The organism is Ruegeria sp. YKSF57 (genome assembly GCF_059612585.1).
Map to the genome: position 1 here is coordinate 18,758 of NZ_JBXWQW010000045.1, position 17,982 is coordinate 36,739.

Here is a 17,982-nt window from a genome sequence, read left to right on the forward strand (position 1 = left end):
GACCCTTCAAGCGTATTTGCGACATTTGTAGCGGCACGCGTCTGCAAGGTCACTATTCTTCTTCGAACGGATCCCATTCGTCTTCGACTTCGGGAAGTGCCTCGGCTTCGACCAGCGCTGCTCGTTGTTCGGGGGTTGTGATGCGGGTGATGCTGGCCTTGGGGAACTGTGCGATCACGGCCTGCACCAACGGATGCGCACTGGCTTCATTTTTCAGGGCGATCTCGACGGCATCGCGAATTTCCGAAATCGTCTGTGCCTCGCCATTCGAGACGATCGAAACAGCCCAACGATTGCCCGTCCAGCGTTGCAGGCTTGCGCCCAGCCTCTGGGCCAGATCGTTGGGCGCTTTGTCGGACGGGGTAAACTCAATACGCCCCGGTTGATAAGCAACAAGGCGAATCCCGTCCTCAACATCGACCAGCAACTTGCCGTCACGATTGGAGCGGATCAGTTCGACCACGTGTTCGAATGTTGGGTATCGCCCCAAAGCGGCTTGCAGGTCCTGCGCGAGGGCTGCAACTGGCGCACCGCTGTTGTGACGCCGAGCGGACTGGTTGCCTGGCGCATAAGATGCTGTTGACTGTGCGGTCGACGTACTCCCGCCTGACAAGGGAACTCCTCCACCCGGGCCGTTCGGTGCCGGTGGCGCAGGCGCATCCTGCAGTCGCTTGATCAGTTCTTCCGGGCTGGGTAGATCGGCGACATGAGTCAGACGAATGATCGCCATCTCGGCGGCCATCATGGAATTAGGCGCACCAGAAACTTCCTCCAGCGCCTTCAGCAGCATCTGCCACATCCGCGTCAAAACGCGCATAGGCAGCGCCTGTGCCATTTGTATCCCTCGCGCGCGTTCGTCGGGCGAAACGGTCGGGTCTTCTGCTGCATCAGGCGTGATTTTGACAACAGAAACCCAATGGGTGATCTCGGCCAGATCTCGCAACACTGCCAATGGATCGGCGCCTTCGGCATATTGCGCACCCAGTTCGGTCAATGCCCCCGCCGCATCGCCCCGCAGGATCATGTCCATCAGGTCCAGAACCCGACCCCGGTCCGCCAGCCCCAACATTGCACGTACCTGATCCGCAGAGGTCTCCCCGGCGCCATGCGAGATCGCCTGATCCAGAAGCGAGGTCGCATCCCGGGCCGAACCTTCAGCTGCGCGGGTGATCAGAGCCAGTGCGTCGCCAGCGATCTGAGCTCCCTCCGATTCGGCGATCATGCGTAGCAGGCCGATCATATCTTCGGGTTCGATCCGACGCAGATCAAAGCGCTGGCAACGAGACAGAACTGTGACCGGAACCTTGCGAATTTCAGTTGTCGCGAAAATGAATTTCACGTGCGCCGGAGGTTCTTCAAGCGTCTTCAGCAGCGCGTTGAACGCGCTGGTCGACAACATGTGAACCTCGTCGATAATGTAAATCTTATACCGCGCGCTGGCAGCGCGGTAGCGGACGCTGTCGATGATCTCGCGAATGTCGCCAACACCGGTCCGGCTTGCTGCATCCATCTCCATCACGTCTACATGACGGCCTTCCATGATCGCAACGCAATGCTCGCACTGACCGCAAGGTTCAGTTGTCGGCTTTCCGTTTCCATCCGGCCCGATGCAGTTCATGCCCTTGGCGATGATCCGTGCGGTAGTGGTTTTACCCGTCCCGCGAATGCCGGTCATGATAAAAGCCTGCGCAATCCGGTCTGCTTCAAAGGCGTTTCTTAGTGTCCGCACCATCGAATCCTGACCGACCAGATCGGCAAAGGTTTCGGGGCGATATTTTCGGGCAAGAACCTGATAGGGTGCGGGTGCGGTGTCGGTCATGTCTGCTCTGCCGGATTCGTCTTAAAACCGCAGCGTAGTGTGCCGCGATGCCCGCGTCCACAGCAGCAGGTCCGATTTTGGTTTGGATTGCTTGCAAGCCGGGGTAAAACACTCAGGCATCGATTGGAGAATGCAGATTTCAGCGTGTTGGTTGTGTGGGAGCTAATCGTGTCACAACTGGTGATATTTGGGCTGCAGGTGGGCGGAGGCACATTGGCTATCTGCCAGATGCCGGGCCGGAGCGGAGACTATCCTTCTGACCTCGACACCATTGCCGACTGGAAACCGGGCCTAGTGATTTCGATGACGACAGAGGTCGAAATGATCCAAGACGGCGCGCGCAGTTTCGGCTTGGATATTCAGGCGCGCGCCTGCCGATGGGTCCATTTGCCGATCGAAGATTTTGGTATCCCGCCCAGTCATGTCCAGGCGAAATGGGCCGAGACCAGTGCGTCTGCGCGGCAGGCACTTGCGGGCGGTGGTCGGATTTTGATCCACTGTCGTGGCGGTTGCGGAAGATCGGGAATGGCTGCGCTGAGGTTGATGGTCGAATGTGGTGAACGACCTTCGGATGCGCTGAAACGGCTACGCGCCATTCGCCCCTGCGCCGTCGAAACCGAACCCCAAATGGATTGGGCGCTGAAAGGGCAGATGGTGGCAGACCGGCCCTGAGGCCGGGCTGAGGGCTATTTTTTGCGTTGGCGTTCTTTCAAAGTGGCGCGTGGCAGGCGGTTTCTGCCGCCCGGTTGCCCTGCGGAACTGCTTCGAGGAACGCGCAGGGCATCTGCTTGATCCAACCCGAGGGAAAAACGGTCCGAGAAGAGTTCAATAGAGCGTCTTCAATCTGGTTCAGGCGTTCGCTATCCGCCTCGTCATTCACACCGCAGAATACTCGAATGCGAGAATGATCGGCGCGGAATCTGGCATCGCACCCAGTGGCACAATGTTCAAGTGCGCAGCTTCCGTCGATCTCGAAGTCATCTGCAGTCAATGGCTTTGCCGCAGATATCGCCTGTGCCAGTTTTTTACCCATTTGCGCCAATGCCGGGCAGGGTTTACCGGTTTTCTGGCACACTGTTGCCGTGAACAGGTGCTTGTCGGTTTTCCAAATCATGTCGCGCCCTCCGCGCTGGTGACGAGGACAACGGACGGGAAGGACAGCAAGCAGCTATCGGACCCTGTCCCGGACACCCCGCCCGAGTTCGAGTTTCAGTTCCGATGGCAGGTCTCCTGACTTGCGGGTCGCTGCTTTGCCGACCTTCCCAGCCCTTGGACCAGTGGCATTTCGGCTTCGCTCGCCGCCTACAGTTGCGGGGGCAGTCGCGGAATTGGTTCTGGAAGAACCGTACCGTGTTCCCTTTTCATTCCAACCGTGAACGCGGCCGGAAACCATCGCCTAATCGCTAGCGGGCGCACAATTTTGGGTCAAGACGAATCCTGCGGTTCAAGCACCTTTGTCGCGCCGGGCGGGTTTACTGAATTTGTTTAGACGTCGACATCTTGCTCAAGCGGCAAGGCACGTTTCTTAGGGTCTCCGAAGATCGCCTTGCCCGGGCCAACTGCCACCCGCCCTGGAGCAGTATGAACACAGTATCTGCCGCGAATTCTGGCTCGGCCACTCCAAGTCGCCTTGCGTGATGTGCGACTTCGGTTATCCAACCCTCGTACAAGTGATAGGCATGGTTGCGGAATATATTGTTGTCCGGCCCTTCGAACAAAGTAGCGGAAATCGGGCAGGTATCCCACTGACCTGATTTGTCGAAAAGTTTCGCTATCTTGTTGCAAAGAGTTGTGGCCCCGGACTGGAAATCTTCCGCAGGCTCAAATGACGCGGCAATAAGACCAAGCATCGCATCGGACGCCCAAGTAGCGGCCGCAAGCGCCAGATCGGCCTTTCCATTCGGGAAATGGTGATACAGCGATCCTTTGGGTGCGTCAGCCACGGAAAGAACTTCGTTCAGCCCGACCCCGTGATAGCCCGACCTCTGGAAAAGGTCGGCCGCAGCCCGAATCAGGCGCTCTTTTGTTGGCAAAGGACGTTCAGTCATTTGCGTGGATTATTGACAGCACTGGACCAATTGGTCCAGAGATCAGGACTAGACCGACCGGTCTAGGGGGCGCGGAGTTAAATATGCAGGACCAGGTGTCAGCTGAAGACCTTCTTATTCACTCGGGCGACTACCAACTGTCTGCCCGCCTCTTTCATGCGAAAGAAAAGCCAGAAGTTACGGTCGTGCTCAATGGGGCGACCGGTGTTCCGAGGGACTACTACAGACATTTCGCATCGTGGCTGGCCTTAGAACGCGGAATTGCTTGTCTGACGTACGATTACCGGGATTTCGGCCACTCTTTGACCGGCAACCTAAAGAAATCCAAGTCATCCATGACCGATTGGGCATTGGTCGACATGCCCGCGGCTCGGACGGAAATGCGTCGTCGGTTCCCAAATTCAAAGCTTTGGGTCATCGGGCATTCGATTGGCGGGATGCTCGGTCCTTTGCAGCCTGGCATCGAAGAAATCGACAGAATGATCTGTGTCTGTTCAGGGCTGGTACAACATCGCGATCACCCTTGGCCTTATCAAGCGCTCGCCAGAATGTTTTGGTTCGGGCATGTTCCGCTGCTGGTTAAGAGTTTGGGGTATTTGCCTGGGCGTCTTGTTGGGTTCGGAGCAGATCTACCTGCTCCGGTCTATTGGCAATGGCGAAAATGGTGCATATCCGCAAAAAGCTATCTGCCTGATGCCGGAACGACCTTACCGAAACCCGACTGGAAAAGAAGTGGCGCATCAGTGGATATGATTGCGTTTTCGGACGATCAGGTGATCCCGCCCAAATGCGTTTGGCGATTGGCCGAACTTTATGGGCAAGATGCGCGACGGCGTGAATTGACGCCTCAGGATTTTGGAGTGAAGCAAATTGGCCATCTGGGCGCGTTTGCGCGTAAGAATGCCGTTGTGTGGCCCGCACTCATCGCCGATTAGGTTGGTCTACGCTAGATGATTAGTGGGAAAGTGAGAGGTTGGACATCGACCCAAGCGGGACTCGTTGTGGCTGCTTCCTTCCGGACCTGACCAGGTTGGCGAGGCGCTCGCCCGCGCCAACCTCTCGTTGCTCGATATAGGCAAGATGACTGGCGATGACAACCCGTCACAAGGATAGGCGTAGCCGCAGGAAACCTTCGGGATCGATGCCCAGAACAACCGGGTGGTATCCTGAAAGGTCATCCAGATAGCGCAAGGCATCGGGACCGGTCTGCAGAACGACCGAGGTCTTGCGCGTCTTGACGAAACGCCACGGATGCGGAGTCGCTTGCAGCGGATCAGATGGAAGACTCCCCTCAACATAGTCCTTCAAGATGTGCTGAATGCGTAGGCGAGGAATACTGATGATTTTAGCGTTCTCCAAAGCTGAAAAATGCCCCCCCCCATTGGCGCGATAGTTATTCAGTGCCACGACGAAAAGCTGCTGATCCCCGATGGGATCTCCCTTCCAAGTGAGGTTTCCAATGCGTCGGTTGCCTGTTTCAACCAGACTGCCATCCGCATGAAACCGAGGCGGGCAAGTCAGATCTATAGTGTATTCAACACCATGGATAACATCGAAATTATGGCCTGCTCGAAGAGGGTTGAGCAACGGGGTATCTTGGCTATTTTCAGTGACCTGGTTAAACAGACATGCCGACATTTCTAGCCAATCGCGCAATTGTGCGCCGTTAACGACAACAGCGCGCAATTCGTTGGGAAAGACGTGAAGGTCGGCAATGTGACGCATCGAAACTTCACCAGCGGGAACCTCCGTATAGAAACGCGGCCCGGAACGCCCTCCGAATTTCGTGGGTGTGGCCGCTGACAATGTCGGTAGTGATCCTTCAGGCAAACCGGCAAGAAAGGGACGCAGTGCGGCTGCTTGAGCTGCGGCGACAAGCGAAAGCCCCCTATCCGGTGCACAAAAGGAAAAATAGCTATGCATCGATTGGCTGACATGTCCGACGGGCTGTTTCATCCGCTTTAGTGTTTCGGCATGTCCACATTCGAATATTCGTGCCAACTTGGGATCTTCTTCGACGGTCGATTGGGCACAACCATCGTTGCCTCTGTTGCAGATCGGGCGAAGTTCGACAGAATGCCCTGCAATTTTCCAACTGTTGGCCTCATGGGCAAACGCCAGATCGATCACGCCCAAATGCGATCCTGACGATCCCGGCATGACGACAGGTTTGCCATGAACTAGGCCCTTGTCGCCTACAACATGTGCTAATCCATCATGGTCGGCTCCGGGGATAGTCAGATGCGTGTGGCCTGCAACTATTGCATCGAGGCCTTCGATCGACGCCAGCGGAACTACTGCATTCTCCATTTGTGCTTCCACAACAGCTCCAGCTAGACCCGAATGTGCCAGTGCAATAACCAGCTCACATCCTTTATCCTTCAAGTCGCTAACGGCTGTAGCAGCAGTCTCCAGAATGTCAGTCGAAGTCACCCTGCCTGCAAGCTGGTGTGCCTCCCAATCCGTGGTTTGTGGCGGCAGAACCGAAAAGACACCGACAGTCAAAGTGCAGGTTTCAGACCCGACCGCAAATCGCTGACGAATGATAGCCGATGCCTCCCACGGTTGATTACCCTCAACGCAATGCAGATTGCTACATATGGCAGGACATGGCGCGTGAGCCAGAATACCGCTCAGGCAGTCTAAGCCAAAGTTGAAGTCATGATTGCCAAGCCCGATCGCATCATATCCCAAATGCTTGAACGCAAGCATCAGCGGGTGGGCGACGTCGTTCTGATCGGCGGCAAAATCGCCATAAGGCGTGCCTTGCATGGAGTCACCATTGTCGAATAGCAAGACGCGCGCACCCATTTGTTCGGCCTCCGCTCGGGCTGCCTTGATCAGGCTCGCGGTTCGTGTCAGCCCGACAGAGGGTTCCGGTCGATCCGAGTAATAGTCATATCCCATAAGATTCATGTGCAGATCCGAGGTCGCAAGAATTCTCAGGCGAACTGGCGGCAATGTGCTGGGATTGATCTGTGCCTCTGAGTTCAATGAATGTCCTGCCGTCGGAAATGGAGTGTTTGTTGTCTACATGACCCTTGCTTCTTAACAGTTTGAAAAAACGGCAAATTGAAGCGGGATTTGAGAAAAGTTTGTGGTTTCGTCGCGTGTAATCATTTCCTCTCTGATTGGCAGGGCCATTGCGTTGATCGAACAACCGTGGCAGCCCTTTGAAAAACAAAGGACAAAGAATGAAACGGGCAGAGCAGGTCACTTTTGGCGGATCGGGATTGAATCGCAGCGCCCACATTCGCGGCGACAACAACGCTTTGGCGCATGCAAAGGGTCATTCCGAGGCACTCTGCCTGCTGCTTTGGCGCGGAAAGATACTTGTTCAGGGTGAGCGGTTGGATCGATTGGCGACAGTCACGATGTCTCACAGGCTGATCCAATCCGAACCGGGAGATATCATGGAGTCCCCCGTTTTCCTCGGTTTATCCGAAGCAGGCGCACCGGTATTTGCCACGGACATCACCAGTTGGCAGGCCGAAGACCATGATCTTTCCGGCGTCGGCGCCTTTGTCGACCGAAGCGAGCAGCAGCATCCGGACTTACCCACCGGTTATGTATTTGCAGAGTTGCGTCGGGTCATGACGCGCCTCAACCCCCGTGACGCCGAACTGGCGGCGACGGCCAAGGCAGTCATTGGCTGGCACGAAACCCATGGCTTCTGCGCCCGTTGCGGTGCCAGAAGCGAGGTGTCTCAGGCGGGATGGCAGCGAAGTTGCCCTGGGTGCGGCGGCCAGCATTTCCCACGCACGGATCCTGTAGTCATAATGTTGATTACGCACGGGGATGCCGTGTTGATGGGCAGGTCGCCAGGTTGGCCTGAAGGGATGTACTCCTTGCTGGCAGGATTTGTTGAGCCTGGCGAGACTCTGGAATCGGCCGTGCGTCGCGAGGTTTTCGAAGAGGCAGGCGTTACGGTCGGGCGGGTTCAATATCTGGCCAGTCAGCCCTGGCCTTTTCCTGCATCTTTGATGCTCGGCTGCTCGGGCGAGGCCCTTTCACGGGATTTAAACATTGATCCGGTTGAAATCGAAGATGCGCTTTGGATCGGAAAGGCTGAGATGATGCAGGCTTTCGCGGGTGAACATCCAACCCTTCTGCCCGCACGCAAAGGCGCGATTGCGCATTTTTTGTTGGAGAACTGGCTTGCGGACACGCTGGATTAAGTTGAAACACGGAACCCAGATCAGATTTCGAGGGGCGAAATGAAATTCACTGGAAAGGAAGATATCGAGGCACCTATTGAAGAGGTGTTCCGGATGGTTTCCGATTACGACCGGTTCGAACGCCTCGCGATCCGACGCGGGATCGAAGTGAAGCGAAAACTTGCGGCAGGGCCTGTATCTGAAGGGTTGGCATGGGATACCGTGTTTCAGATGCGCGGAAAGGCCCGTCACGTGCAGATCGTCCTCGGAAAATTTCAAGAGCCGACACTGATGCGCTTTGAGGCGTCCGGCAAGGGAATGAACGGACATACCCAAGTTGAGCTCGTGGCTCTGTCGCCGGTGCGGACAAGGATATTGGTCGAGATCGAATTTGTGGCAACAACGCTGCCCGCACGACTGTTGCTACAATCGCTCAAGCTTGGGAAGTCGCGTCTGAAACGGCAGTTGCACCTTCGGCTGGCAGAGTTTGCAAGCAGCTTGGAGCAACGACATTCGCAATCGGGGTGACGCCGGCGATGCCCGATTGTCAGCCTAACTTCGGGGCCGCGCAGCTGGGTAGACACCCAGAATTTCCACGTTTGTTGTAAAATGGTTCAGTTCGTCCATAGCCAGTTGGACATTCCGATCCTCCGGATGTCCGACGATATCGGCATAGAACTGCGTTGCTGTGAATGACCCGTCGACCATATAGCTTTCCAGCTTGACCATGTTCACCCCGTTGGTGGCGAAACCACCCATGGCTTTGTACAGCGCCGCGGGAATGTTGCGCACCTGAAAAACGAAGCTGGTGATCATACCGTGCTCGCCCCTGCGTGATTCGTCGATCGTGCGGGACATGACAAGGAATCGGGTGGTGTTGTCGCCATGATCCTCGATATGTCGAGCCAGAACATTCAGCCCATAGATTTCGCCAGCCAGTTCACTCGCCAGTGCCGCATGGCTTTTGTCACCGCGTTCCGCAACCTCACGTGCGGCGCGGGCATTGTCGGGGCTAACGCGCCCGCGGATGTTGTATTCGCGAAGAAACCCCTGGCACTGTGGCAACAACACGAGGTGCGAATGCGCCTCGGCAACATCTTCCAGACTAGCACCTGGTACACCCAAAAGATTGATATGCACGCGCACGAACGCCTCGTCGATGATATGCAATCCACTATGCGGAAGCAGTCGGTGAATGTCGGCCACGCGCCCATAAGTCGAGTTCTCTACCGGCAGCATCGCGAGTTCCGCCTCGCCCGACCGAACCGCCTCGATCACATCTTCGAACGTGCGGCAGGGAAGGGCGTCCATGTCGGGCCGCGCGTTCCGGCAGGCCTCGTGACTATAGGCACCGGGCTCTCCCTGAAAGGCAATTCGGTTGGTCATTTGGTCGTTTCCATGCAACAAGTTCGTTATTTGGGCGTTTAGTCGCGGTGTCTATACCTTGCCTCTTGCAAGGGGAAGCCTTAGACACCCGCGCAGACAGTTGAAATGGACTCGCGAGCAATGTTCGACACGATGACAGTTACCAAGGCCGCTGCAGGCCTGTTTGGCGCCTTTCTGGCGCTTCTTCTGGCCAAATGGGCGGCCGAGGTTCTTTATCATGTAGATGGTCACGGCGAGGCCGCCTATATCATCGAAACCGAAGAGCCGACCGAAGAAGTCAGTGAAGCTGAGGAAGTCAGCTTTGATGAGATGATGATGGCCGCCGATGTCGACAAGGGCGCCAAGGTCTTCAAGAAATGCCAAGCCTGCCACAAACTGGAGGACGGAGCGAACGGAACTGGCCCGTATCTTTACGGTGTTGTTGGTCGCCCGGTCGCGACAGCGGCTGGCTTCGGGTATTCCGGCGCGATGCAGGAAAAGGGCGGCGAGTGGACGCCTGAGGCATTGGATGCCTTCCTGACAAAGCCCAGCGGTGACGTTCCGGGCACATCGATGAGCTTTGCGGGTCTCAACAAGGCCAGCGACCGGGTGAACGTGATCGCCTATCTGGACAGCCTGGACGATTGATCCCCGCGAAATTTCAGACGAATCAAGGCCGCTGCACTTTGGCAGCGGCTTTTTTCGTTTCTGAAGTGGTCTTCACGATCCGATCACCTATTCTAAACTTGCAACTGGCGTGGCTGGACCTTTAGCTAGCAGCAACAAGATCAAGAACGACACCGACCCCGGAGGAAGAGCCAGATGCGACCACCCCGAGTTCAGACCTGTGCCCGCACCGTTGATGCAAGGCATTGGGTTTCCATGTTGTCATGGGGGCTGTTCTCACTATTGATTATGGCCGCGTCTCAGTTGCAGGCGGAAGAAAAGATCATAAAAAGCTACGGTTTCTCCGAATTTGGTGATCTGAAATACCCCAAGGGTTTTGCGCATTTCGACTATGTAAATCCAAATGCTCCGCGCGGTGGTGAACTGTCATATGCCGCGCAAGGAACATTCGACAGCTTCAACCCGTTTACGCGCCAGGGCCGGGCAGGGGCACGGTCGGCGGATCAGTATGAAAGTCTGATGGTTCCATCCTATGACGAGGTTGGGGCGTATTACGGCTTGTTGGCTGAAAGCCTTGAATATCCGGAAAGCCAGGATTGGGTGATCTTCAATATGCGCCCCGAAGCGCGGTTTTCTGACGGCACGCCAATTACTGCCGAGGACGTGGTGTTTTCGCACAATATTCTGCTGGATCAGGGGCTGAAATCTTATGCCGATGCGGTGCGCAAGCGCATTCCCAAGGCCGAGGCCCTAGGTACCCATCGAGTCAAGTTCTATTTTGCTCCAGATATCTCGCGCCGCTCCCTGATCACGCAGGTGGCTGGCACTCCGGTCTTTTCGAAATCGTGGTTCGAGGCCGATCCCGAAAATCGCAGGCTCGATAAGCCACGTCTGGTTCCCGGCATCGGGTCCGCGCCCTATGTGTTGGACAGTTATGACATCAACCGACGCATCGTATACAAACGCAATCCCGACTATTGGGGCGATCACCTGAACGTCAATGTGGGGCGCAACAACTTTGACACCATCAGGATTGAATATTTCAGCGACTCAATCGCCGCGATGGAAGGGTTCAAGGGTGGAACTTTCACCCTTAGGCAGGAAAACAACTCGAAAAGCTGGGCTACGGCCTATGATTTTCCTGCGATTGCAAATGGGCACGTGATACAGGCGGAATTCGTGGATGGAGACGTGCCATCAGCCAGCGGTTTTGTCATGAACCTGGACCGCCCGCAGTTTCAGGATATCCGGGTACGTGCGGCGGTGCAGCTTGCGTTCAATTTCGAATGGACCAATGAAAGCCTGCAATACGGTCTGTTCCAGCAGCGTGATTCGTTCTGGGAAGGCACGCATCTTGAAGCAACCGGCCTCCCGGAAGGTAGGGAGCGCGAAATTCTGGAAAGCCTTGGCGATGCATTGGATGCCAACGTTCTGACCGAGGAACCGGTCGTGGCGCATCAATCAAGTCCTAAACGACAGAATGATCGAGGCAATCTACGTAAAGCGATGAAACTTCTCGACGACGCGGGTTGGACCGTCGGTGATGACGGGTTGCGCCGCAACGAACAGGGGCAAGTACTGCGTGTTGAGTTTTTGTCGGATGAGCCGACACTTGACCGGATAATCCAGCCATTCGTGGACAATCTTCGCGCTATGGGGATCGAAGCGATTTACAACCGGGTGGACAATGCTCAGTTCACACTTCGCCGCAGGGATCGCGATTTTGACATGATCATGGGCGGTTATCCGATGTCTCTGCAGCCGTCAACCGGGCTGTATCAGCAATTCGGAACCGAGGCCGCCAGCTATTCCGTGTTCAACCCTTCCGGTGCGAACGGCCCGGATATCGAACCGCTGATCGACAATATCGTCGCGGCGCGGGAAACCGAAGAATTGCAGGCCAATGTCCGTGCGCTTGACAGGGTTTTGCGTGCCAAACGTATCATGGTCCCGACATGGTATCTGGGCAAATACTGGGTCGCTTACTGGGACATGTATGAATTCCCCGAAAAACTGCCGCCTTACGCGCTGGGCGTCGAAGACCTGTGGTGGATCAATGCTGACAAGGAAGCAGCATTGAAAACCTCGGGCGCGTTGCGGTAAGCCGCCCCCATGGGAGCCTATATTCTACGACGCCTGCTGCTGGTGATCCCCACATTGCTGGGGATCATGATCATCAATTTCACGCTTGTGCAATTCGTGCCCGGCGGCCCGGTCGAACAGATCATTGCTCAGATGGAAGGCGGCGGTGACGTGTTCGAAGGCATTGCCGGAGGTGGCGGCGACATCGAGCGGCAGACCGCGGCCAACGAACGTTACATCGGCGCACGCGGCCTGCCACCCGAGTTCATCGAAGAACTTGAGCGTGAGTTTGGCTTCGACAAGCCGCCGCTCGAACGTTTTCTCACAATGATGGGAAACTATCTGACGTTGGATTTTGGCGAGAGCTATTTCCGATCCATCGGCGTTGTCGATCTTGTGCTTGAAAAAATGCCGGTGTCGATTTCGCTGGGCTTGTGGTCAACCTTGATCGCCTATCTGGTGTCGATCCCACTGGGTATTCGCAAGGCGGTGAAGGATGGCTCGGCCTTCGACACCTGGACCAGCGGAACCATCATCGTGGCCTACGCTATTCCGGGATTTCTGTTCGCCATTCTGCTCTTGGTGCTGTTCGCCGGCGGATCCTATTGGCAGATCTTCCCGCTGCGCGGGCTGACGTCGGACAATTGGGACAGCCTGAGTATTGGTGGTAAAATCCTCGATTACTTTTGGCATATCACCCTGCCGGTGGTGGCCTCGACCATCTCAGCCTTTGCCACTTTGACATTGCTGACCAAGAACTCATTTCTGGACGAGATCAAGAAACACTATGTCATGACTGCGCGCGCCAAGGGGCTGAGCGAAAGAAGCGTGCTTTATGGCCACGTGTTCCGCAATGCTATGTTGATTGTGATCGCGGGATTTCCGGCGGTGTTCATTGGTGTGTTCTTTGGCGGCTCGATCATCATCGAGACAATCTTTTCGCTCGATGGATTGGGTCGATTGGGGTTCGAGGCGGCTGTGGCGCGTGACTATCCCGTGATCTTTGGCACCCTGTTCATCTTTGGCCTGCTGGGGTTGGTCGTCGGCATCATTAGCGACCTGATGTATGTGTTGGTCGACCCCCGTATCGACTTTGAAAGTCGCGAGGGGTAAATGGCGCTCTCACCGCTCAACCAACGCCGTTGGCGCAACTTCCGCCGCAATGGACGGGCATTCTGGTCGCTGATCATCTTTTCGATCGTGTTCGGACTTTCGCTATTTGCCGAGTTCATCGCCAATGACAAGCCGATCCTTGTGAAGTATCGCGGCGAGATTTTCACTCCAATCTTCAAGTTCTACCCGGAAACGGCCTTTGGCGGCGATTTCCGGACCGAAGCGATCTATCGCGATCCCGAGGTTCAATGCCTGATCGACAGTGGCGGACTGGAAGAATGTTTCGATGATCCCGAAGACATCATCGATCAGATCAAGGCAGGTACGTTCGAGGCTGAGGGGTTCGAAGAAGGTTGGGCCATCTGGCCGCTCATCCCCTATTCCTTCAACACCACCGTGGACCGCCCCGGTGCAGCGCCGCTGCCACCAAATCACCAGAATTGGCTGGGCACAGATGATACCAAGCGCGATGTGCTGGCGCGGGTGATCTACGGCTTTCGTCTATCCATCCTGTTCACCTTGATTGTTACCGGTGTTGCCAGTCTGGTCGGCATATTCGCCGGGGCCATTCAGGGCTTTTTCGGTGGTTGGATCGATCTGGTATTCCAAAGGGTGATCGAGATCTGGTCGGCCACACCATCGCTTTATGTCATCATAATCATGTTCGCGATCTTGGGGCGAAGTTTCTGGCTTCTGGTGGCGCTGATGATCCTGTTTTCATGGACTGGGCTTGTCGGCGTGGTTCGGGCCGAGTTCCTGAGAGCGCGCAACCTTGAATACGTACGAGCGGCCAAAGCGCTGGGCGTTGGCAACATGACCATCATGTTCCGGCATATGCTGCCCAATGCGATGGTTGCAACACTGACCTTCATGCCGTTCATTGTCACTGGCACTATCGGCGGCCTCGCCAGCCTCGATTTTCTGGGTTTTGGCCTGCCCTCATCCGCCCCGTCGTTGGGTGAACTGACCTTGCAGGCCAAGCAGAACCTGCAGGCACCTTGGCTGGCCTTCACCGCGTTCTTCACCTTTGCGTTCATGCTGTCGCTTCTGGTCTTCATTTTCGAAGGCGTGCGCGATGCCTTCGATCCGAGAAAGACGTTCTCATGAGCCTGCTTGATGTGAAGAACCTCAAGGTGTCATTCCGACAAGATGGACAGGTTACCGCTGCGGTCCAAGGCGTGTCATTTTCCGTCGACCGCGGCGAGACCGTGGCTTTGGTGGGGGAGTCAGGCTCGGGGAAATCAGTAACCGCGCTCAGCACTGTGTCCCTCTTGGGCGACAGCGCGATGGTCGAGGGGTCTGTCACCTATGACGGGCAAGAGATGATTGGCGCTTCCGAGCAGCGGCTGATGGATGTGCGTGGCAACGACATCAGCTTCATTTTTCAGGAGCCGATGACATCACTTAACCCGCTCCACACGATTCAAAAACAGATGGCGGAATCGCTTGCGCTGCATCAGGGACTGACCGGTGACGCAGCGCGGGCACGCATTTTGGAACTATTGAATAAGGTCGGCATCCGCGACCCCGAAGACCGGCTGGACAGCTATCCGCATCAATTGTCAGGTGGACAACGCCAGCGGGTGATGATCGCCATGGCGCTGGCCAACAAACCGGACATCCTGATCGCGGATGAGCCGACGACCGCACTGGACGTGACCATTCAGGCGCAGATTCTGGAGTTGTTGGCCGAACTGCAGAAATCCGAGAATATGGGGATGCTTTTTATCACTCATGACCTTGGTATCGTTCGCCGGATCGCTGATCGGGTTTGTGTGATGAAGGATGGAGAGATTGTCGAAAGTGGCGTGACGTCAGAAATCTTCGACAATCCGCAACACCCTTATACCCGGAGGCTGTTGGCGGCGGAGCCCTCGGGCTCACCCGAGCCGGTTGAACCCGGGGCGGAGGAGATCGCGCGGACTGAACATTTGAAGGTCTGGTTTCCCATTCAACGCGGGTTCCTCAAGCGGACGGTGGGGCATGTGAAGGCGGTGAACGACGCAACGATCACCGTACGTGCTGGTGAAACGCTGGGCATTGTCGGCGAAAGCGGATCGGGCAAGACCACGCTGGCGCTGGCCATCATGCGTCTGATTTCCTCTGAGGGAGGAATTGAGTTTCGAGGCAAAAACGTGCGCAAGTGGTCCACGCGCGAGTTGCGACGGCTGCGCAAGGACATGCAGATCGTTTTTCAGGATCCGTTTGGCTCACTCAGTCCGCGCATGACTTGCATGCAGATCATCGCCGAGGGTTTGGCTATTCACAAGGTCGATCCGCACCGTGCCCCTCGGGAACTCGTGGCGGAAGTGATGCGCGAGGTCGGCCTCGACCCCGCGGCTATGGACCGGTATCCGCACGAATTCTCGGGCGGGCAGCGCCAGCGTATCGCCATCGCCCGGGCCATGGTGCTGCGGCCCAAACTATTGGTGCTGGACGAACCCACCAGTGCGCTGGACATGACGGTACAGGTGCAAATCGTCGAGCTGCTGCGAAATCTTCAGCGCAAGTATGGGCTGGCCTATCTGTTCATCAGCCACGACCTGAAGGTCGTTCGCGCCATGTCTCACAAGGTTTTGGTGATGCGGCAGGGTGATGTGATCGAGATGGGGACGGCTCAGGACCTCTTCGAGAACGCGCAATCGGATTATACCCGCGAACTGATCGCGGCGGCAGGATAGATGCGCCGGACCGATGAACCGGCCCGGCGCACAAAATCAGGCATTCGCGACCTTTTCGCGGGAAACTTTGGGTGACTGGCCCCGAAGCTCCTCGTAGTGGTCGAAAGTCAGCTTTACCCACCCGGTGCCGCGTGTGGCGCTGGCCAGAGTGCGGTGCAATTCGTCCTCGTTGACCGCGGGAAGCATCGCATTGAAGATTTCCCACCCCGGTGCATCGGGATTGCCTTCAAACCCAAGGACCTGGCCTTGCAACGAACTGATCGTCGGCACCAGATCGCCGACGTAAAGCGACGGGAGGTGGATTTCGGCATGAAGAATCGGCTGTAAAACAATCGGTTTAGCCATTGGCAGGGCCTCACGCACCGCGTTCTTGCCGGCTGTGCGGAAGGCATAGTCCGAGCTGTCAACGGAATGGTGCTTGCCATCTTTCAGTGTGACTTTGAGGTCTACAACGGGAAAGCCCTCGGGCCCTTCTCCCAAAGCATCTTCGGCGCCCTGTGCCACCGACGGGATATAGTTTTTAGGAACGGCCCCACCCTTGACCACCTCTTCGAACTGAAATCCTGACCCGCGAGGCATCGGGGCGATGGAAATGACCACATCTGCAAACTGTCCGGCCCCACCGGATTGCTTGCGATGGCGATGGTGGTGATCCACCGGCTTCTGGATGGTTTCGCGATAGGCGGTTTCGACAGTCTCGGTTTCGATTTCGATCCCGAAATCGTCGGCCAGTTTGGCGGTGACTCTCCGCATGTGCTGCGGGCCTTGGGTTCCAAGGATGGAATGGCCGGTGCCCTCGTCCTGACTCAAGTGTAGGCCGGGATCGATTTCGTTAAGTCGACCCAGCGCATTCGACAATCGCACGTCGTCTCGTTCGTGCGCGGGCAGAACCAACTGGCGGTGAGCCACAGGATGCGAATTGGCCCAGCCCGGCAACGGCATCGCCGTTTCGCTGTCATAAAGGTTGCCGGGATTGAGATGATCCGATTTGACGGCCAAACCGATATGCCCAGCCTCCAAGACCGGGATCTGTGTTTTCGCGTCGAGTGTTGTCAGGTTGCCCACGTTCTCTCCGCCAAGTGTCTCATGGGCCTTCACACCGTCGCCGAGGCCACGCAGAACCGTGATCTTGCCGATATGCTTTTTGACGTCAGCAAACCCTGCGATTGCCCGCGCACCATCCGCAGCCTCGTCGCGCCCCGCCGCGATGTTGAACTCCGGCGCTTCATGACGCAACGCCTTCATTAGTCTTGTCAGCCCGTTGCCATGGTTCGCGGCACCCAGACAGGCCGGAATGATCTGGTGGTTCTGCAAAACCTGGGCCGCCAGTCCATAGATTTCTTCACTGGGTGGTTGCTTGTCCTCGATGAGTTGCTCCAGTAGGCGGTCGTCAAAATCGGACAGGGTTTCAAGCAATTCAGCCCTCGCTTCCTGCTCCCGATCTTCGACCGATTGCGGCAGCTCGATCAAGGCCGAGGGTTGCCCTTCCTGGTATTTCCATGCGCGTTCGGAAATCAGGTCGACTGCGCCAACGATCTGATCGCCGTCGCGGATTGGTACCTGACGCAAGGCAATGTGGTGAGTGCAATAGGTCTGAAGGGCCGAGATAATGTCTCGGATGCGGCCATTGGGGTTATCCATCCGGTTGATGAACAGGAAACAGGGGATGCCAGCCTCCTCAACCAATCTCAGGTACGGCGCACACAGAACCGCGGTGTCAGGGTCGGGGGGAACGACCACCACGGCGGCATCTGATATTGCCATGGCCGGACCGGCATAGGCCATCGAATCTCCGCCACCGTCCACGTCGATCGCGCACCACGGCTCGCCCAAGTAAGAAAAACCGTGCAAATGCACGGTTCCGGATACATCGAATGTTGTTGGGCGGTCGTCGAGGCGGCTGATGGCCTCGACCAATGTAGATTTGCCCGATTGGGTAGGGCCGAGGACTGTAAAGACGCGCATGGGTGCTGTCCCTCTCTCTGGTTGCAATTTCTGCTGCACGAAAGGGAAATGTCGAACGCCTGAGCGTCGGCACCGTCTGTCTGTCCTACTGCCTGCCTCGTGTGCGAGGCGCAATCGCCCTCGCA

Annotated in this window: 15 protein-coding genes, 1 other RNA gene and 1 riboswitch; of the genes, 9 read left to right on the forward strand and 7 right to left on the reverse strand. The window is 56.5% G+C overall.

Translation table 11 applies throughout. The features are described 5' to 3' along the window. Positions 1-52 precede the first annotated feature (52 nt). Complete coding sequence (locus AC2FLX_RS17375) at positions 53-1,819, reverse strand: DNA polymerase III subunit gamma/tau (protein ID WP_480750150.1); 1,767 nt, start codon at positions 1,817-1,819, stop codon at positions 53-55. Positions 1,820-1,987: 168 nt separating this feature from the next. Here AC2FLX_RS17375 and AC2FLX_RS17380 point away from each other — a divergent pair, with 168 nt between their 5' ends. After that, positions 1,988-2,491 (forward strand): protein-tyrosine phosphatase family protein, encoded by a 504-nt coding sequence (locus AC2FLX_RS17380; protein WP_480750151.1) that lies wholly within the window; start codon positions 1,988-1,990, stop codon positions 2,489-2,491. Positions 2,492-2,528: 37 nt separating this feature from the next. Here the strand turns inward: AC2FLX_RS17380 and AC2FLX_RS17385 are convergent, their stop codons facing one another. Together AC2FLX_RS17385 and AC2FLX_RS17390 are read right to left on the reverse strand one after the other, a co-directional pair. Next, positions 2,529-2,933 (reverse strand): hypothetical protein, encoded by a 405-nt coding sequence (locus AC2FLX_RS17385; RefSeq protein WP_496810931.1) that lies wholly within the window; start codon positions 2,931-2,933, stop codon positions 2,529-2,531. A gap of 89 nt (positions 2,934-3,022) precedes the next feature. Beyond that, positions 3,023-3,228, reverse strand: a riboswitch (cobalamin riboswitch). Between the two features lie 63 nt (positions 3,229-3,291). Next, the gene (locus AC2FLX_RS17390) at positions 3,292-3,867 is read right to left on the reverse strand and encodes a TetR/AcrR family transcriptional regulator (protein WP_480750153.1); all 576 of its coding nucleotides are present in this window, start codon (positions 3,865-3,867) and stop codon (positions 3,292-3,294) included. Here AC2FLX_RS17390 and AC2FLX_RS17395 point away from each other — a divergent pair. Next, positions 3,846-4,802, forward strand: a complete 957-nt coding sequence (locus AC2FLX_RS17395; protein ID WP_496810930.1) for an alpha/beta hydrolase family protein — start codon at positions 3,846-3,848, stop codon at positions 4,800-4,802. The genes AC2FLX_RS17390 and AC2FLX_RS17395 overlap by 22 nt on opposite strands. Before the next feature lie 28 nt (positions 4,803-4,830). Here AC2FLX_RS17395 and ffs read toward each other — a convergent pair. Together ffs and AC2FLX_RS17405 are read right to left on the reverse strand one after the other, a co-directional pair. Then, positions 4,831-4,929, reverse strand: an RNA gene (gene ffs, locus AC2FLX_RS17400) — signal recognition particle sRNA small type. A 39-nt stretch (positions 4,930-4,968) separates the two neighbouring features. Further along, on the reverse strand, positions 4,969-6,861 hold the full coding sequence (locus tag AC2FLX_RS17405) for a bifunctional 2',3'-cyclic-nucleotide 2'-phosphodiesterase/3'-nucleotidase (protein WP_496875482.1): 1,893 nt from the start codon (positions 6,859-6,861) through the stop codon (positions 4,969-4,971). A gap of 200 nt (positions 6,862-7,061) precedes the next feature. Here AC2FLX_RS17405 and nudC point away from each other — a divergent pair, with 200 nt between their 5' ends. Next, positions 7,062-8,045 (forward strand): NAD(+) diphosphatase, encoded by a 984-nt coding sequence (gene nudC, locus AC2FLX_RS17410; RefSeq protein ID WP_496810929.1) that lies wholly within the window; start codon positions 7,062-7,064, stop codon positions 8,043-8,045. 39 nt (positions 8,046-8,084) lie between these two features. Continuing rightward, positions 8,085-8,552: an SRPBCC family protein gene (locus AC2FLX_RS17415; RefSeq protein WP_496810928.1), complete on the forward strand. Its 468-nt coding sequence runs from the start codon at positions 8,085-8,087 to the stop codon at positions 8,550-8,552. Positions 8,553-8,576: 24 nt separating this feature from the next. Here the strand turns inward: AC2FLX_RS17415 and AC2FLX_RS17420 are convergent, their stop codons facing one another. Further along, the gene (locus tag AC2FLX_RS17420; RefSeq protein ID WP_496810927.1) at positions 8,577-9,410 is read right to left on the reverse strand and encodes a prephenate dehydratase; all 834 of its coding nucleotides are present in this window, start codon (positions 9,408-9,410) and stop codon (positions 8,577-8,579) included. A 120-nt stretch (positions 9,411-9,530) separates the two neighbouring features. Between AC2FLX_RS17420 and AC2FLX_RS17425 the strand changes: the two genes are divergently transcribed. From AC2FLX_RS17425 to AC2FLX_RS17445, 5 genes are all read left to right on the forward strand, one after another. Next, a complete protein-coding gene (locus AC2FLX_RS17425) occupies positions 9,531-10,037 on the forward strand; it encodes a c-type cytochrome (protein WP_480750203.1) in 507 nt (168 codons plus the stop codon). A gap of 234 nt (positions 10,038-10,271) precedes the next feature. Beyond that, positions 10,272-12,119, forward strand: a complete 1,848-nt coding sequence (locus AC2FLX_RS17430) for an extracellular solute-binding protein (protein WP_496810939.1) — start codon at positions 10,272-10,274, stop codon at positions 12,117-12,119. A gap of 9 nt (positions 12,120-12,128) precedes the next feature. Then, entirely contained in the window at positions 12,129-13,211 is a 1,083-nt protein-coding gene (locus AC2FLX_RS17435) for a microcin C ABC transporter permease YejB (RefSeq protein WP_480750160.1), read from the forward strand. Continuing rightward, positions 13,212-14,318 carry an ABC transporter permease gene (locus AC2FLX_RS17440; protein WP_496746327.1) on the forward strand — a complete coding sequence of 369 codons (1,107 nt, stop codon included), beginning with the start codon at positions 13,212-13,214 and terminating at the stop codon, positions 14,316-14,318. Beyond that, a complete protein-coding gene (locus AC2FLX_RS17445; protein ID WP_496746329.1) occupies positions 14,315-15,892 on the forward strand; it encodes an ABC transporter ATP-binding protein in 1,578 nt (525 codons plus the stop codon). Before AC2FLX_RS17440 ends, AC2FLX_RS17445 begins: the two co-directional genes overlap by 4 nt. A gap of 36 nt (positions 15,893-15,928) precedes the next feature. Here AC2FLX_RS17445 and AC2FLX_RS17450 read toward each other — a convergent pair whose 3' ends face one another. Continuing rightward, the gene (locus tag AC2FLX_RS17450) at positions 15,929-17,857 is read right to left on the reverse strand and encodes an elongation factor G (RefSeq protein ID WP_496810926.1); all 1,929 of its coding nucleotides are present in this window, start codon (positions 17,855-17,857) and stop codon (positions 15,929-15,931) included. Between the last annotated feature and the right edge of the window lie 125 nt (positions 17,858-17,982).

Coding starts and splice junctions, on each gene's coding strand:
- AC2FLX_RS17450 (WP_496810926.1), bottom strand. CDS start 17,857: ATGCGCGTCTTTACAGTCCTCGGCCCTACCCAATCGGGCAAATCTACA.
- AC2FLX_RS17425 (WP_480750203.1), top strand. CDS start 9,531: ATGTTCGACACGATGACAGTTACCAAGGCCGCTGCAGGCCTGTTTGGC.
- AC2FLX_RS17415 (WP_496810928.1), top strand. CDS start 8,085: ATGAAATTCACTGGAAAGGAAGATATCGAGGCACCTATTGAAGAGGTG.
- AC2FLX_RS17435 (WP_480750160.1), top strand. CDS start 12,129: ATGGGAGCCTATATTCTACGACGCCTGCTGCTGGTGATCCCCACATTG.
- nudC (WP_496810929.1), top strand. CDS start 7,062: ATGAAACGGGCAGAGCAGGTCACTTTTGGCGGATCGGGATTGAATCGC.
- AC2FLX_RS17420 (WP_496810927.1), bottom strand. CDS start 9,410: ATGACCAACCGAATTGCCTTTCAGGGAGAGCCCGGTGCCTATAGTCAC.
- AC2FLX_RS17430 (WP_496810939.1), top strand. CDS start 10,272: ATGTTGTCATGGGGGCTGTTCTCACTATTGATTATGGCCGCGTCTCAG.
- AC2FLX_RS17385 (WP_496810931.1), bottom strand. CDS start 2,933: ATGATTTGGAAAACCGACAAGCACCTGTTCACGGCAACAGTGTGCCAG.
- AC2FLX_RS17375 (WP_480750150.1), bottom strand. CDS start 1,819: ATGACCGACACCGCACCCGCACCCTATCAGGTTCTTGCCCGAAAATAT.
- AC2FLX_RS17440 (WP_496746327.1), top strand. CDS start 13,212: ATGGCGCTCTCACCGCTCAACCAACGCCGTTGGCGCAACTTCCGCCGC.
- AC2FLX_RS17390 (WP_480750153.1), bottom strand. CDS start 3,867: ATGACTGAACGTCCTTTGCCAACAAAAGAGCGCCTGATTCGGGCTGCG.
- AC2FLX_RS17445 (WP_496746329.1), top strand. CDS start 14,315: ATGAGCCTGCTTGATGTGAAGAACCTCAAGGTGTCATTCCGACAAGAT.